This is a genomic window from Aeromonas sp. 601027 (genome assembly GCF_049174455.1).
Taxonomy (GTDB): domain Bacteria; phylum Pseudomonadota; class Gammaproteobacteria; order Enterobacterales; family Aeromonadaceae; genus Aeromonas; species Aeromonas veronii_A.
Genome location: NZ_JAAKTN010000023.1, coordinates 12,565 through 27,756, shown reverse-complemented (window position 1 = coordinate 27,756; position 15,192 = coordinate 12,565). Strand labels below are relative to the sequence as shown.

Genomic DNA, 15,192 nt, shown 5'->3' with positions numbered 1-15,192 from the left:
GCAGAGCAGAGCAGAGCAGAGCAGAGCAGAGCAGAGCAGAGCAGAGCAGAGCAGAGCAGAGCAGAGCAGAGCAGAGCGTCAACCATTGTAGGATAGGGGGCAGAGTTCAGCGCTGATGGTTGGTGTCAGGTGAGATCACACCAATAAGCCTGCTTCGCATCTTGGGAGAAAGGCAGATAGCAAGAAGGGAGCCTGAGGCTCCCTTCTTTGTTAGCGGTAATTTGATGGTTACTGGTTAGAACCAGAAGCCGATAATAAAGGAGCCTGCCAGCGTCAGCATCACGTTGGCCACCGCATAGGTACCTGCGTAGCCAAGCGCCGGAATGGAGCTGTTGGCGGCCTCGTTGACCACATCCATGGCGGGGGCGCAGGTACGGGCACCAGTGATGGCGCCGAGCAGCAGCGCCGGGTTCATTTTCAATACCCAGACCCCGAACAGATAACCGACAAGCACCGGCAGGGTAGTGACCAACATGCCGGAGAAGAGCACTACGGCACCCACTTCGCTCAGGTGATCCAGAATGCCGCCACCCGCCTTGAGGCCGGTGCTCACCATAAAGACCGCAAGACCGAGATCCTTGGCCAGTCGCAGGGCTCCGGGCGGTACGTAACCCACGGTGGGGTGGTTGGCCCGCAGATACCCCATCAGAATACCAGCCAACAGCAGACCGACGGCGTTGCCGAGGCCAAATTCAATCTGGCCGAACACAAGCGAGACGGAGCCGATCAGCAAGCCGAGCACGAAGAAGGTGGTGAAAGCCACTAGATCTGTGGTCTGGCTGTGGATACTAATAAAGCCGATCTTGTTGGCCAGCAGTTTGACCCGCTGTTTCTCGCCGCTGATCTGCAGCACATCGCCTTTTTGCAACATGATGTTGCGATCGAACGGCATCTCGATTTGGGAGCGTACCACCCGGTTGAGGAAGCACCCTTTCTCGGTGAGGTTGAGCTCCACCAGATGGCGGCCGACCACGGCGTCGTTTTTCACCACTATCTCTTCGGTGACGATCTGCAGGTCGAGCAGGTTGCGATCAAATACCTCTTTACCGTTGCGGTAGTTGACGTCCAGTTTCTCGTGGCTCTCGGGATAGCCCACCAGGGCGATCTCGTCCCCTTCCTGAATGACGGCATCCCCATCGGGACTGGCGAGAATACCGTTGCGGCGGATCCGCTCAACATAGCAGCCGGTATGGGGGTAGATGCCGGTCTCCCGCAGGGTACGGCCACCGATCCAGGCTGCCAGTTCGGGGCCAACCCGATAGGCGCGGATGATGGGTAGATAGGTCTTGCGACTGTCGCTGTCGGAGAGACCCCGCTCACGGGCGATCTTTTGCGCTTCGGTATTGAGATCGAGTCGTGCCAGTGACGGGAGATAGCGCACCACCAGCATCAGACCCACCAGACCCACCAGATAGGTCAGGGCGTAGCCGATGCCCATGTTGTCGAGTACCGCCTGCATATCGGTTTGATGGGGCAGGTTGAGCAGACCACTGCGCAGGGCATCCTGTGCACCCACCAGCGCCGGGGTCGATGTGAGGGAACCCGCCAGGATCCCCGCCGCCATGCCCGGCCCCAGATTGAAGAACTTGGCCAGCCCCACTGTCAGCAGCAGAGCTGTCAGCAAGATCACCAGAGTCAGGGTGATGTAGTGGATGCCATCGCGCAGGAAGACGCTGAAGAAGTGGGGGCCAGCCTCAATCCCCACACAGAAGATGAACAGCATAAAGCCGACGTTTTCTGTGGTGGCAGTAAACTCGAAGCCCATCTGGCCAAACAGCAGGGCGGTAAACAGCACACCTATGGTGTTGCCAATCTGGAAGTTGCCAATCCGCACTTTGCCAAGCAGCAGGCCGAAGGCCAATACCACGAAGAGCAGCAGGGAGTCGCTTTGATGCAGCAGTGTCACAAAATCTATAGTCATGCCCGGAAAAACCGAGGAAAAAAGTGGGGCCGATATTGTGCCGTATCTATCACTAATAAAGAAGCATAAGGGGGGATTAATCGGAAGTTATCGGACGCTATTTAATGAGCAGGCGGCGGGATAAGGGGAGCATCGGAAAAAAGCAGGTGATTTTTGCTCTCCTTACCGTTGTCAATTAGTGAAACATGCTGGTTGCAGCCGGGCTTGCACTGTCATGGGTGAGATTTTAGATTCTGCTGTCTAGCGCTTCGCCACAGATCGGTTTCAGCAGATTCAACCTGGGGCTCTCTTGGTCGTAAAAGAGTCAAATGACGAGATACTAGCGTCATTCCCATATGGGGAAAGGGCTGGCAAAAAGATATCTCCGGAAAGTGCCAATAGAGCCTGTTAATCAACAGTTACAGAGGGTGGGACAAAACAGAATAAAATCAGGTTAGCCTGTAAAATGGTCTCCTGTTGCAGGGGATAACAGGCAATCCCGCGTCCTGACAGGGCTTGCTGCACTTACCCACAGAATCTGTGGATAACCCTGTTTATGAAACTTGTTCATCGCCCTGAAAGCCGCGCCAGTACTGGGATGCAAGGGCTGTTCAAAAAATACCGGAAGAAAAATGTTTGTATAAAAATCAAATAGTTAGATGCGACAGGAGAAAACTCTGTCGAGCCGGGACGGGTAACAAAAGGGAGCGTCAGCAGCAAGAAGGATCTTGTGCATTAAAATTGGCTGGAGAGGGCACTAAAGTGGATAACTTGCACCGAGATGGTGAGGAATTTGGCTCCCCCGACTGGACTTGAACCAGTGACATACGGATTAACAGTCCGCCGTTCTACCGACTGAACTACGGGGGAACATCAGGCAAGGAGGAGCATCATACAGAAGGTGTCCTGGGTGGTCAAGCCATTCGCGGGATGATGGCACGGGTGTACCGCTGCCAAACCCTCGGTTACACTGCTCCTCTGCTGTTTTGTGTCGGGAGTGTTCATGAGCAAATTGTTCAAGTTAGCCAGCCAGTTTCAACCCGCCGGGGATCAGCCCGCGGCGATTGCCCAACTGCTGGATGGCATCGAGTCGGGGCTGGCTCATCAGACCCTGCTAGGGGTGACTGGTTCGGGCAAGACCTTCACCATGGCCAACGTCATCGCCACCTTGAACCGCCCGACCATGATCCTGGCTCCCAACAAGACCCTGGCCGCCCAGCTCTATGGTGAAATGAAGGAGTTCTTCCCCGACAACGCGGTGGAGTATTTCGTCTCCTACTACGACTATTACCAGCCCGAAGCCTATGTGCCGACCACCGACACCTTTATAGAGAAGGATGCCTCCATCAACGATCACATCGAGCAGATGCGATTGTCCGCCACCAAGGCTCTGCTGGAGCGGCGCGACGTGGTGATCGTTGCTTCGGTGTCGGCCATCTATGGTCTGGGGGATCCCCAGGCTTATCTGAGCATGATGCTGCATCTCAAAGTGGGGGATGTGATCAACCAGCGGGATATCCTGCGCCGTCTCGCCGAGCTGCAGTACACCCGTAACGACATGGCGTTCCAGCGCGGCACCTTCCGGGTGCGCGGTGAAGTCATCGATATTTACCCTGCCGAATCTGACAAGCTGGCGCTGCGGGTAGAGCTGTTTGATGAAGAGGTGGAGCGCCTCTCCCAGTTCGATCCCCTGACCGGCGCTATCGAGCAGACGGTAGTGCGCTACACCATCTACCCCAAGACCCACTACGCCACCCCGCGCGAGACCATTCTGGGGGCCATAGAGCATATCAAGGAGGAGCTGCGCAGTCGCCGCGAGCAACTGTTGTCTCTCAACAAGTTGGTGGAGGAGCAGCGCATCAGCCAGCGCACCCAGTTCGACATGGAGATGATGCAGGAGCTGGGTTACTGCTCCGGCATAGAGAACTACAGCCGCTACCTCTCCGGCCGTGCGCCGGGGGAGCCGCCGCCCACCCTGTTTGACTACCTGCCGGGGGATGGCCTGCTCATCATCGATGAGTCCCACGTTACGGTGCCGCAGATCGGCGCCATGTTCAAAGGGGACCGCTCCCGCAAGGAGACCCTGGTGGAGTACGGCTTCCGGCTCCCCTCGGCGCTGGACAACCGGCCGCTCAAGTTCGACGAATTTGAAGCGCTGATGCCGCAGACGGTGTTTGTCTCGGCCACCCCGGGCCCCTACGAGCTGGAGAAGTCCGGCGGCGATGTGGTGCAGCAGGTGGTGCGCCCAACCGGCCTGCTCGATCCGGAGATCGAGGTCCGTCCTGTGACTACTCAGGTGGATGATCTGCTCTCCGAGATCCGCAAGCGGGTGGCGGTGGAGGAGCGGGTACTGGTCACGACCCTGACCAAGCGGATGGCGGAAGACTTGACCGAGTATCTGGCGGAGCACGACGTCAAGGTGCGCTATCTCCACTCCGATATTGATACGGTCGAGCGGGTGGAGATCATCCGCGATCTGCGCCTTGGCAAGTTCGATGTGCTGGTGGGCATCAACCTGCTGCGGGAAGGTCTCGACATGCCGGAGGTGTCGCTGGTGGCGATTCTGGATGCGGATAAAGAGGGCTTCCTGCGCTCGACCCGCTCGCTGATCCAGACCATAGGCCGGGCGGCGCGTAACCTCAACGGCAAGGTCATTCTCTACGGCGATACCATCACCAACTCGATGAAGGTCGCCATTGAGGAGACCGAGCGGCGTCGCGCCGTGCAGCATGCCCATAACCTCAAGCATGGGATCACCCCCAAAGGGCTCAACAAATCCATTGGCGATGTGATGGACATGGGCGGCAGCCGCACGGCAGGCAAACCAGGCAAGGGGATGCGCAAGGCAGCCGAGCAGCAAGGGGAATACCATGTCCTCTCAGCCAGCGAGATTGCCAAAGAGATCAAGCGGATGGAGGAGCAGATGTTCCAGCATGCCCGGGATCTGGAGTTCGAACAGGCGGCGGCACTGCGGGATCAGATTCAGCATTTGCGCAGCGAGTTGATCGAATCATGAGCCGTAAACGCTGGCTGATTTGGCAACGACTTCGTCGTCTCTATCAGGGCTTTCGCCATCCCGGTACCCCATGGTGGGCGAGGGGACTGGTGATCCTTATCCTGCTCTATGGCATCAGTCCGGTGGATCTTATCCCCGACGTGGTGCCCTTGCTGGGTTGGTTCGATGATGTGACCCTGCTGCTGGTGTTGCTATGGGGCTGGGAGCGTTGTCTTCCCCCCGCAGTGCGCAGCGATCTGGAACAGGCCTCCTAGTTCACCTTTTCAACACCACGCTCGACATCACTCTGTGCGCTCCCACCCTCGAAGGAAGCGGAAAAACGGTTTCATTTGAAGGTGGGCTCTGCAGGATGAAAAAGAGGCTGGCCGGTGATTGTCGCCCGAATGGCATTGGCGTAGACTCCACGCCGTTCACTTTATGGGTATGGAAAAAATGGATCTGATCCTCTTTGCAATCGACTTTATTCTGCACGTTGACGTGCATTTGAAAGAGCTGTTCGAGAACTATGGCGTCTGGGTTTACGCCATCCTGTTTCTGATCATCTTCTGTGAAACCGGGTTGGTAGTGACGCCGTTCCTGCCGGGTGACTCCCTGCTGTTTGCCGCCGGTGCGCTTACCGTGGGCAGCGTGCTGGACGTCCATACCCTGGCGGCCGTGCTGATCATCGCTGCCGTGCTGGGCAACGTGGTCAACTACACCATTGGTCACTTCTTCGGCGAGCAGTTGTTCCGCAACCCGGACTCCAAAATCTTCCGCCGCGACTATCTGGAGAAGACCCACGCTTTCTATGCCAAGCATGGTGGCAAGACCATCATCATCACCCGCTTCCTGCCTATTGTGCGTACGTTTGCGCCGTTTGTGGCAGGGATGGGGGCCATGACCTATCCGCGCTTTTTGGCGTTCAACCTGGTTGGAGGCCTGCTGTGGGTACTCTCCTTCGTCTATGCCGGCCACTTCTTTGGCAATCTGCCGGTGGTGCGTCACAACTTTACCCTGCTGATCTTCGGCATCATCGGTATTTCCCTGTTGCCCATGGTAATTGGCGCGGTCAAGGCCAAGATGAGCACTGCCAGGGCGTAACCAGAAATACGGTCAGCCAGAACGAGAAAGGGGGGAGCCATAATGGCTCCCCCCTTTTATCTCCACACGGCCATGATGATCAGTTGCAGCAACGCCCTTTCACCAGATTGCCGATGGCCACTACGGTGAAGACCAACAGGTAAGCGGCGAAGATGACGACCAGCCACTGGGGCATGGAGTAACCGAAGAACTGCCAGGTGATCTGGGCACAATCCCCTTCCGGCATAAAGAGCCAGGGGAGCCACTGATCGAGCGGAGCCCAGCTCGGGAAGTCGGCAAACGGGCTGCAGACGTTGAACGGGGAGGGGTTAACCTGATAGTCCACATGCTTGAGGGCCAGCTGGAAGCCGCGGAAGGCACTGTAGCCCCAAAGCAACATGGCACTCCAGCGAACATACCATTTATCCGGCGCCACCATGCCGAGCAGACCGGCGGCCAGCACACCCAGGGTCGCCAACCGTTCGTAAACGCACATCACGCACGGGGAGAGGCCCAGCACATGCTGGAAGAAGAGGGCGCACAACTCGAGGAACAGGGCTGATGCTGCCAACAGGCCCCAAGCCAGCCGATGGGCGGCAATACGGCGGAGAAACTCGATCATCTCATTGATCTCTCAGAAAAAACAGTGGCTGAATTAGAGCAGAGCGGGGCAGAAAAGAAAAGGGCCCTGAAAGGGCCCTCGGAAACCATCTCAATGGATTAATGCAGCGCCGGCTGTACCGCTGGCAGCGCACTCTCCATCACCAGCCATCCGTGCTGATAGAACCATTCGGTGGCAGGACCAAGCAGCAATTCGACAGAGAAAAAGCCGATCAGCCCCAGCACCAGGGTGTAGGGCAGCGCCATCCAGACCATGCGGCCATAGGAGAGACGCAGCAGCGGCGCCAATGCCGAAGTGAGCATAAACAGGAAAGCGGCCTGACCATTGGGAGTGGCGACCGACGGCAGGTTGGTACCTGTGTTGATGGCTACCGCCAGCAGATCGAACTGGGCGCGGTCGATGGCACCATTAAGCATGGCCGTCTTCACCTCATTGATGTAGACAGTGCCGACAAAGACGTTGTCACTGACCATGGAGAGCACCCCGTTGGCCAGATAGAAGAGGGCCAGCTGGTTCTCCGGTTTGGCAGCCAGTACCAGCTGGATCACCGGCTTGAACAGCTGCTGATCGATGATGACGGCGACCACGCTGAAGAAGACTGCCAGCAGGGCGGTGAAGGGGAGTGCCTCCTGGAAGGCTTTACCCAGCGAGTGCTCCTCGGTGATCCCGGTCAGGGAGGTGGCCAGCACGATAACCGAGAGGCCAATCAGGCCAACGGCTGCCAGGTGCATGGCCAGGCCGACGATCAGCCAGACCGCAATCAACGCCTGAACGATCAGCTTGGCCTTGTCTTGCGGGCTGCGTTTTGCCTCTTCGTAGCGATTGTACTCCTCCATGATGGCACGCACCGTGTCCGGCAGGCGGGCACCATAGCCAAACCAGCGGAACTGCTCTACCAGCACGCAGGTCAGCAGACCGCAGATAAAGACGGGGACGGTGACGGGTGACATACGAATGGCAAATTCGGCGAAGTTCCAGCTGGCTTGCTCGCCGATGATGAGGTTTTGCGGCTCGCCCACCAGGGTGCAGACACCACCCAGCGCGGTACCGATGGCGGCATGCATCATCAGGCTGCGCAGGAAGGCGCGAAAATCATCGAGATCCTGGCGATTGCGCTCAGCCACTTCCTTATCGTCGGTATGGTCATGGCTGTGACCAAACTCCTTGCCGGAAGAGACCTTGTGATAGATGGCATAGAAACCGGTGGCAACGCTGATCACCACGGCAATGACCGTCAGTGCATCGAGAAAAGCTGACAGGAAGGCGGAGACCAGACAGAAGGAGAGGGAGAGCAGGATCTTGGAGCGAACGCCGATCAGCAGCTTGGTGAAGACATAAAGCAGCAACTGCTTCATGAAATAGATGCCTGCCACCATGAACACCAGCAGCAGCAGCACTTCGATATTGGCGACCAGCTCGTGCTTGACCTGATCGGCGGAGGTCATGCCGATCAACACGGCTTCGATCGCGAGCAGGCCACCCGGTTGCAGGGGGTAGCACTTGAGGGCCATGGCCAGGGTGAAGATAAACTCAACGACCAGTAACCAGCCCGCAATGAAAGGATCAAGGTAGAAAGCGACCGGATTGATCGCCAGAAATAGCAAGATGGCGCTTTTATACCACTGTGGTGCATTGCCCAAGAAGTTCTTGGCGAATGCCTGCCCTAGGCTTATTGGCATGATAATGGGTCTCAACTTTGTTGTTAGGATCTGCTTCTATGCAGTCAAGGATGATTCGACCTGTGCCTCCGGATGTTGGCCTTTATCTGTCTGATTCCTCGTGATTTTAATCAAAAAGCGTGACGATTATAAATGATAGCCGATGGATCTCTGCCCATGTGTCTGTTTTATAACCACCTTGTCGGGGTTGGCTGGCTCCCCTGCGGCGATTAGATACATATTCCCAACACTATATTTGCCATATGTGAGCAGAGGACTGACCTTATGCTTGCCAGCCATCATCGCTTTGATATCATTCGTCAGCCTTTTTACGCATTACAACAGAGTCAATTCATGGTTATAAAAGCGCAGAGCCCAGCTGGGTTTGCCGAGGAATACATCATCGAGTCCATCTGGAACAATCGCTTTCCTCCCGGATCTATTCTGCCCGCCGAGCGTGAATTATCCGAGTTGATCGGGGTGACCCGGACTACCTTGCGCGAAGTGCTGCAGCGACTGGCCCGTGATGGCTGGTTGACCATACAGCATGGCAAGCCGACCAAGGTGAACAATTTCTGGGAAACCTCCGGCCTCAATATTCTGGAGACGTTGGCTCGTCTGGATCAGGACAAGGTACCTGATCTGATAGCTCAGCTGCTCTCCGCCCGTACCCACATCTGCACCATCTTTATCCGCGGGGCGATCCGTCACAATCCGGAACAGGCCGCCGAGATCCTGCGTGGCGCCGATGGGGTCGAGAACAACGCCCAGGCTTATGCCGAGTTCGATTATCGCCTGCACCACCAGCTGGCGTTTGCTTCCGGCAATCCGATCTATGCTTTGATCCTGAACGGTTTCAAAGGGTTGTACAGCCGGGTCGGCAGCTACTACTTCTCCGACAAGCAGGCCCGCGAGACCGCAGATGCCTACTACAAGACCCTGCTCAATCTGGCGGAGACCAAGAACCACGAAGCCGTGTTCATGACGGTGCGTCAGTACGGTATCGAGTCCGGCAAGCTCTGGACCCGCCTGCGTCAGGACATGCCAAGCGATCTGTGCGACAACTGATCCCTTGTCTGTGCTTTCCAAGAAACGCGCCATCCGGCGCGTTTTTTTATTCTGCCGTGTTTGTGTCTATCCTAGATTGGTGATGGTAATTGCTTGAACTGCATGGATATTTGGCCAAAAAGCTTGATCCAGCGCAAATGAACCCTGCATTTATCACTTTGGTGGCATAGGGCCCAACCGCTGATTGAGGTCAAATGGAGGCATCAAGAGCGGAGCCAATATCCGCCAGAAGGAACACACCTTTCACCGGATGAAGGACACAACAATGAGTCTTCTTGAACACACCATCTGGACAGTACTGGGATACGGGGCCATGCCCTTTATCTTTCTGAGCGGATTCGTGGCGGTGGCAGTGACCTGTTGCATGCTGCTGAACGCGTTCGGGGTACAGTCCGCCGAGAAGTGAGTCGCTTCTCATGCCGCCAAATGCCAGTCTTCGGACTGGCATTTGTTTTTTGTGTCTTTTAAAGCACTTATCCCGGCAGTGAAGGGGAAATCTTTGGTCAGTATGGTCGAACCTGCCGCCGATTTTGATTACACTGGCGCCCGTATTTCCCACTCACCCTTCTCTTATCAGGTGTTCAAGGTTTTCTATGGCTCTCAAGGCAACTGTATTCAAGGCCCAGATCAGTTTGTCTGATATGGATCGCAATCTGTATCAGGACTTCTCCCTCACGCTGGCACGCCACCCCTCCGAAACCGATGAGCGGATGATGATCCGGCTGGCGGCTTTTGCTTGGCACGCCGCCGAGCGACTGGAATTCACCAAGGGATTGAGCGCCGATGATGAACCCGAGCTCTGGTGCAAGAACTACTCGGACGAAATAGAGCTCTGGATCGAGTTGGGCCAACCCGATGAAAAACGGCTGAAAAAAGCCTGCAACCGCGCCCGTCAGGTGGTGCTCTATCTCTACGGCGGTCGTGGCACCAGCGTCTGGTGGAAGCAGAACCAGGGCAAGCTGAGCCAGCATGACAACCTCAGCATCATCGAACTCTCCGACAGCCAGACTTTACCGCTGACCGCTATGGTCGAGCGCACCATGCAGCTCACCTGCACTATCTCCGATGGTCAGCTCTGGGTCAGTAACGGCGCACTGGAAGTGACGCTAGATCCGGTGGTGCTGATGGGCAAACCGGCCCGCGAATTGTAACGGACGCCGCCCATGTTCAGCGCCCTGCTCAATATCGTCATCCCGGTGTTCGGTGTGGTCGGTCTCGGCGCACTCTACGGGCGATTGCGACCGGGGGCCGCTCTCGGTTACGTCAATCGGGCCAATATTGAGCTGTTTACCCCGGCGCTGGTCTTCTCCGCGCTGGTCAAGTACCCGCTGGCGCTGGCGGAGCATCTGCCGCTGATTGCAGCGGGGGCGCTGGTTATCCTGTTACCCGGTCTGCTGCTCGCACTGATCAAACTCAAAGGGATTGAGCGGGCAGCGCTGATCTTGTGTAACCCACCACCAAGAATGAAAAACCGGGAGCTGGTGGAAACAAGTGGGATATGGCGGGACAAACTCAGGAATGGCGGGGCTTGTGGCGTGATGCGGTTAAACCAAGCCGTTTAACCGCAAAATGAAAAGTTGGTACGCTCAGGCGATTGGGATGCGCTGAAAATGAAAAACAGGCTGGCGCCTGTTTTTTCTTTTGTGTGACCGCTAGTAGTGGTTTAAATCTGGGTTTAAGGGCTGTACAAGCGAGACTCTCTCACTTGTGAGCATGTCTCGTTAAAAGAAATCGTGCCCGGCCCAGACTACCTTGCCGATCACGGCCAAGTTCTCCAGCTGGTTGGCTGGAACTACCTGCAGGGGGTAATCATCGCGGTTGTCGCTGATGATGGTGATCCCGCCATCGAAGTTTTTCTGCAGGCGCTTGGCGTAGAGCTCTTCCCCCAGGCGCAACACGAAGATGGATCCATCTTCGATCTGATTCTTGCTGATATCGACCAGGATAGAGTCACCAGAGTGGATGGTGGGCTCCATGCTGTCGCCTTTGGCGAAGACCACCACCAGGTTATCCGGGTTTAACTTGCGAAACGTGAGCCACTTGCGGCGAAAGGCCAGCTTGCGTTTAACCTCATGATCATCATTAAACGCACCATGGCCGGTACTGACGGTGACATGGTAGCCGTCGATCAGCGCGTACTCCTCATCAAACTCCTCACGTTGCACCATCTGCTCGGCCATTCCATCCGGGTGTTTTGGGCCCTGACCGGTGGCCAGCCACTCCAGATTCACATTGAACGTCCGCGCGATGCGCAGCGCCTTGTCGATGGTGGGCAGTGAATTAAACGGAGGGAAGTATTTGCGTATCCCCGACTCACTCATTCCCACCAGTTCGGCAAATGCCTTGTAGCTCAGGCTCCCGCGCAGCTCATCCAGACGGTCACTCAAAGTATCCATTCCCGCCGTCAGAAAAGATACCTCACCGTCTTTTTGTACTGCTTGTGGTTTTTCTTCATAACGCTCTGACATACAAGGAATTCTCGCTAGTGGCTAATGCTGGTGAGTCGATAGACAAAAAATTCCGCACAAAAAGACTTGTTAATCTTTTTGGGGTGATCAATCATTCATATGTGACGCATCGCGACATAAAATCATTCTTTTATGAATGATAAAGATACGCACTGCGACACTTGATGATACCGAAACGGGGTGAGTATGTCAGGGAAAACACCAGAGTGGATCAGGGCTGAGCTCATAAAATGCGGATATTCCCAAGCTGCTTGGGCCCGTGCTAAAGGGTTGCACCCCCGAGCCGTACAGCGTTGCATCAAACACTATGCTCCGGCCAGAGGGATTAGCCCCAAGCGTCGGGAAAGCCGCGCCATCATGGCCCTGCTGTCCGAGTCGCTGGGGATCGATCTGCTGGGAGGTGACCAATGAGCACTTGGTACACCGCCCAGGCGCTGGCCGGATTGGTCGGCATGCCCGCTTACCCCGATGGTGTGCGCAAAAAGGCCGAGCGTGAAGAGTGGCAAAGCCGCAAGCGCGAGAAAGGCAAAGGGGCTGAATACCACATTGGCTCACTGCCGATTGAAACCCGTCGTTACCTGGCAGAACAAGCGGTGGCCGCACAAGGCCATGCAGTGACCGACCATGCAGCGGGTGGCAAGGCCATGGCCAAGTTGCTGGCGCGTGAGGTGCCGGTCAAACCGGAGGCAGGCCGCAAATTGCTGACATTGGGGGAGGGGCCTCGCCAGAAGGTCGATGCCAGACTGCTCATCCTGCAGGCTGCCGATATCTTCCTGGCCCCCTATCACGCTTGCCAGCAAGGGGAGGTGGGTCGCCGTGCCTTTATCGAGGCATACCGTGCCCGCACTCTCGCCCTGCCTGTCAGCGTTTATGAAAGGCAAAAGCCATTCAGTCTGATCACCCTGCGCCGCTGGCAAAGTGCGCTGGCGGATGAAGGCCCCGCAGCCCTGGCTGGCAACTATCAGCGGGAGCGGCCATCAACCGTCGAACAGAGCCCGGATCTGGCCCAGTTTCTCACCGCCTTGGTCACCACCAAGCCCCATTTGGCCAACAAGTGGGGGGCACTGCACGAACTGGCTAGCCAATACAGCGAAATGAATCAGCTGGGATGGCAGATCCCCAGCCAATCCTCCTTGCGTCGCTGGATGGTGAAATGGTTGGCAGAGAACAAGGTGGCGTTTACCTATACCACCAACCCGGATGCCTACAACAACAAATACCGCAGCGCGATCGAGGAGATGTACCCCTGGATGGCCCAGCCCAACGACGTCTGGGAGTTCGATAGCACTCCGGTCGATGCCATGCTGGTGGATGGTCGTCACAGCATCATCGCGGTGATCGATGTGTATACCCGCCGCGTCCGTCTGCTTGTAGCCAAGAGCTCATCGAGCGAGGGGATCTGCCTGTTGCTGCGCAAGACCCTGCTGGCCTGGGGCACGCTCAACGATAACGGCGTGATGCGCACTGATAACGGCTCTGATTACGTGAGCCAGCGGGTCATGTCCATCTGCACTCTGCTTGGTATGAACGTCAGCCGCTCCAACGCCTATTCAGGGTGGGAGAAACCCCATATCGAGCGCTTTTTCCGCACCTTGAGCCATGGCCTGATCGAGCTGTTGCCCTCCTATATCGGCCACTGCGTGGCAGACCGTCAGGTGATCGAGGCGCGCAAGAGCTTTGCCCAGCGGCTGGAGGAGAAGCGCAAACCGGATGCACAAAAAGAGATTTACGAGCTGGCCATGACGGCCGCCGAACTGCAAACCCTGCTCGATAACTGGCTCGATGCCCGTTACCACAACCGCAAGCACAGTGCCCTCGGGGTCAGTCCCAATGAAAAGTACCAGCTGGCTCGTTACCAGCGCCGCGCCATTCCCGATGAAGCTGCGCTGGATCTGCTGCTCAACCATATCGGTGAGGCGACCGTCTCCAAAGGCTTTATCAAGGCCGGTGGCCTCAAATACAGCGCCCCCGAACTGTTGGAGCACAACTGGAAGAGCCAGCGGGTCAGCGTCTTTCTCGATCCGAGCGATGTGGGCCGCGCCATTTTGTACCGCACCGGCGATTGGAGCGAGCGGATCGAGGCCATCAACATCGATCTGCTGGGCAATGGCATCAGCCCCGATGCCTTCCGGGCGGCCAAAAAAGCCGATGCCAAGGCGTTGGCCAGCTTTCGCCGCGAGATGCGCAACCTTGCCAAGACCTTTGGCATCGACCAGCTCCATCAGGATGTGGTGCGCCACTTCGTCGATCAGGCCAAGGGTATTGAAGCGTTCAGTCGGCGCGATCTCACCCTCGATAACCCGGCATTGGCCGCGCTCACCGGGGTCTCAACGCCCGCTGAACCCGCCCGTTTCAATGCGGCAGAACTGGCCGCCATAGAAGCCAGACGAGAAGCGAAAGCACAGCGGGCGCAAGCCACCGCAGGGCAGGAATCGAGAGCACTCAAGACCGAGTATGAGCAAGCCATCTATCTGGCAGAGCGGGAGCTGGATACCCCGCTGACAGGGCGGGAGAAGGAGTGGCTGACCCGATACCTCTACAGCCACAAGCTGATGGCAAAACGCATTAACCGCCATCTGGATGAAGTTCGGGCTACCCGCCGCACCCAGGCAAAAGGTTAGCGAGTAGCCCGAAAAGGCCCAAAAACAAAGGACAAACCCACTATGAAACACAAGATCGTTGAGGTCAAAAACATGATCAAGACCGAGCAGCTGCTCGACAACTTGCTCAACCGCTCCAGCATAGTGCCAGGCATTGGCCTGATCCATGGCCCCTCCGGCTTTGGCAAGACCACCGCCGTGGAATGGCTGTTCAACCAGGACGAAGTGAACGGCATCTATGTCCGCTGCTACAAGGCCGACACGGTGACCAGCCTGCTGGAGCAGATTGCCAAAGAGATCGGCATTCCCCAGCGCCACAACCTGCGTGCTCAGGTCGATAGCATCATCGAATCCGTGCGCGCCGAAGAGCTGGCCATCTTCGTGGACGAGGCCGATTACGTGGTCGGCAATGCCCGCATCATGGAGACCCTGCGCGATATCTACGATGCCACCGAACAACCCCTGATCCTGGTCGGGATGGAAGAGATTGCCCGTCGGATCAGCCAGCGCAAGCAACTGTTTAACCGCATCTCCCAGTGGATCGAATTCAAACCGGCCGATCTCGATGACGTGTCCCTGATTGCCAGCGAAATGCTGGAGGTGGACGTGGAGATCGACGATGCACTGCTGGATCTGATCCGCAAGCGTTCCAACGGCGTGGTGCGCACCATCGTCTCGGCCCTCGACAAGATTGAAAAAATGGCGATGGCCTCCGATGCCCGGATTATCCGGCTGGAGGACGTTGACGCCAGCGAGCTGCTCCATGACGTGCGTCGCAGCCGCTAGCCGTCAGGCTACAGC

General features: G+C 56.9%; 12 protein-coding genes, 1 tRNA gene and 1 pseudogene. 9 read left to right on the top strand and 5 right to left on the bottom strand.

The genetic code is table 11. From position 1 onward, the window contains the following. Positions 1 to 235: 235 nt before the first annotated feature. A complete protein-coding gene (locus G5193_RS21385) occupies positions 236 to 1,921 on the bottom strand; it encodes an aspartate:alanine antiporter (RefSeq protein ID WP_005345980.1) in 1,686 nt (561 codons plus the stop codon). 773 nt (positions 1,922 to 2,694) lie between these two features. Then, positions 2,695 to 2,770, bottom strand: a tRNA-Asn gene (locus G5193_RS21380). Positions 2,771 to 2,903: 133 nt separating this feature from the next. On the opposite strand from G5193_RS21380, the gene uvrB reads away from it, so the two are divergent. The 3 genes from uvrB to G5193_RS21365 all read left to right on the top strand — a co-directional run bounded on the left by uvrB (position 2,904) and on the right by G5193_RS21365 (position 5,996). Then, the gene (gene uvrB, locus G5193_RS21375) at positions 2,904 to 4,916 is read left to right on the top strand and encodes an excinuclease ABC subunit UvrB (RefSeq protein ID WP_421207303.1); all 2,013 of its coding nucleotides are present in this window, start codon (positions 2,904 to 2,906) and stop codon (positions 4,914 to 4,916) included. Then, positions 4,913 to 5,170: a YkvA family protein gene (locus G5193_RS21370; protein ID WP_005360976.1), complete on the top strand. Its 258-nt coding sequence runs from the start codon at positions 4,913 to 4,915 to the stop codon at positions 5,168 to 5,170. The genes uvrB and G5193_RS21370 overlap by 4 nt, the downstream gene beginning before the upstream one ends. Positions 5,171 to 5,348: 178 nt before the next feature. After that, the gene (locus G5193_RS21365) at positions 5,349 to 5,996 is read left to right on the top strand and encodes a DedA family protein (protein WP_040069761.1); all 648 of its coding nucleotides are present in this window, start codon (positions 5,349 to 5,351) and stop codon (positions 5,994 to 5,996) included. A gap of 79 nt (positions 5,997 to 6,075) precedes the next feature. Here G5193_RS21365 and dsbB read toward each other — a convergent pair whose 3' ends face one another. Both dsbB and nhaB read right to left on the bottom strand, forming a co-directional pair. Further along, on the bottom strand, positions 6,076 to 6,597 hold the full coding sequence (dsbB, locus tag G5193_RS21360; protein ID WP_005336895.1) for a disulfide bond formation protein DsbB: 522 nt from the start codon (positions 6,595 to 6,597) through the stop codon (positions 6,076 to 6,078). Positions 6,598 to 6,695: 98 nt separating this feature from the next. Continuing rightward, entirely contained in the window at positions 6,696 to 8,276 is a 1,581-nt protein-coding gene (nhaB, locus tag G5193_RS21355; RefSeq protein WP_421207301.1) for a Na(+)/H(+) antiporter NhaB, read from the bottom strand. Between the two features lie 333 nt (positions 8,277 to 8,609). On the opposite strand from nhaB, the gene fadR reads away from it, so the two are divergent. From fadR to G5193_RS21335, 4 genes and pseudogenes are all read left to right on the top strand, one after another. Next, complete coding sequence (gene fadR / locus G5193_RS21350) at positions 8,610 to 9,323, top strand: fatty acid metabolism transcriptional regulator FadR (RefSeq protein WP_026034983.1); 714 nt, start codon at positions 8,610 to 8,612, stop codon at positions 9,321 to 9,323. A 265-nt stretch (positions 9,324 to 9,588) separates the two neighbouring features. Next, positions 9,589 to 9,729 carry a TIGR02808 family protein gene (locus tag G5193_RS21345; protein ID WP_005345965.1) on the top strand — a complete coding sequence of 47 codons (141 nt, stop codon included), beginning with the start codon at positions 9,589 to 9,591 and terminating at the stop codon, positions 9,727 to 9,729. Positions 9,730 to 9,916: 187 nt separating this feature from the next. Next, the gene (locus tag G5193_RS21340) at positions 9,917 to 10,474 is read left to right on the top strand and encodes a YaeQ family protein (protein WP_005336887.1); all 558 of its coding nucleotides are present in this window, start codon (positions 9,917 to 9,919) and stop codon (positions 10,472 to 10,474) included. 12 nt (positions 10,475 to 10,486) lie between these two features. Next, positions 10,487 to 10,768 (top strand): annotated as a pseudogene (locus tag G5193_RS21335) (AEC family transporter); the annotation flags it as partial. A gap of 276 nt (positions 10,769 to 11,044) precedes the next feature. Here the strand turns inward: G5193_RS21335 and G5193_RS21330 are convergent. Then, positions 11,045 to 11,791, bottom strand: a complete 747-nt coding sequence (locus G5193_RS21330) for a LexA family transcriptional regulator (RefSeq protein ID WP_421207299.1) — start codon at positions 11,789 to 11,791, stop codon at positions 11,045 to 11,047. Between the two features lie 407 nt (positions 11,792 to 12,198). On the opposite strand from G5193_RS21330, the gene G5193_RS21325 reads away from it, so the two are divergent. Both G5193_RS21325 and G5193_RS21320 read left to right on the top strand, forming a co-directional pair. After that, positions 12,199 to 14,412, top strand: a complete 2,214-nt coding sequence (locus tag G5193_RS21325) for a DNA-binding protein (RefSeq protein WP_421207297.1) — start codon at positions 12,199 to 12,201, stop codon at positions 14,410 to 14,412. 42 nt (positions 14,413 to 14,454) lie between these two features. Beyond that, a complete protein-coding gene (locus tag G5193_RS21320) occupies positions 14,455 to 15,177 on the top strand; it encodes an AAA family ATPase (protein ID WP_029300291.1) in 723 nt (240 codons plus the stop codon). Positions 15,178 to 15,192: the final 15 nt, after the last annotated feature.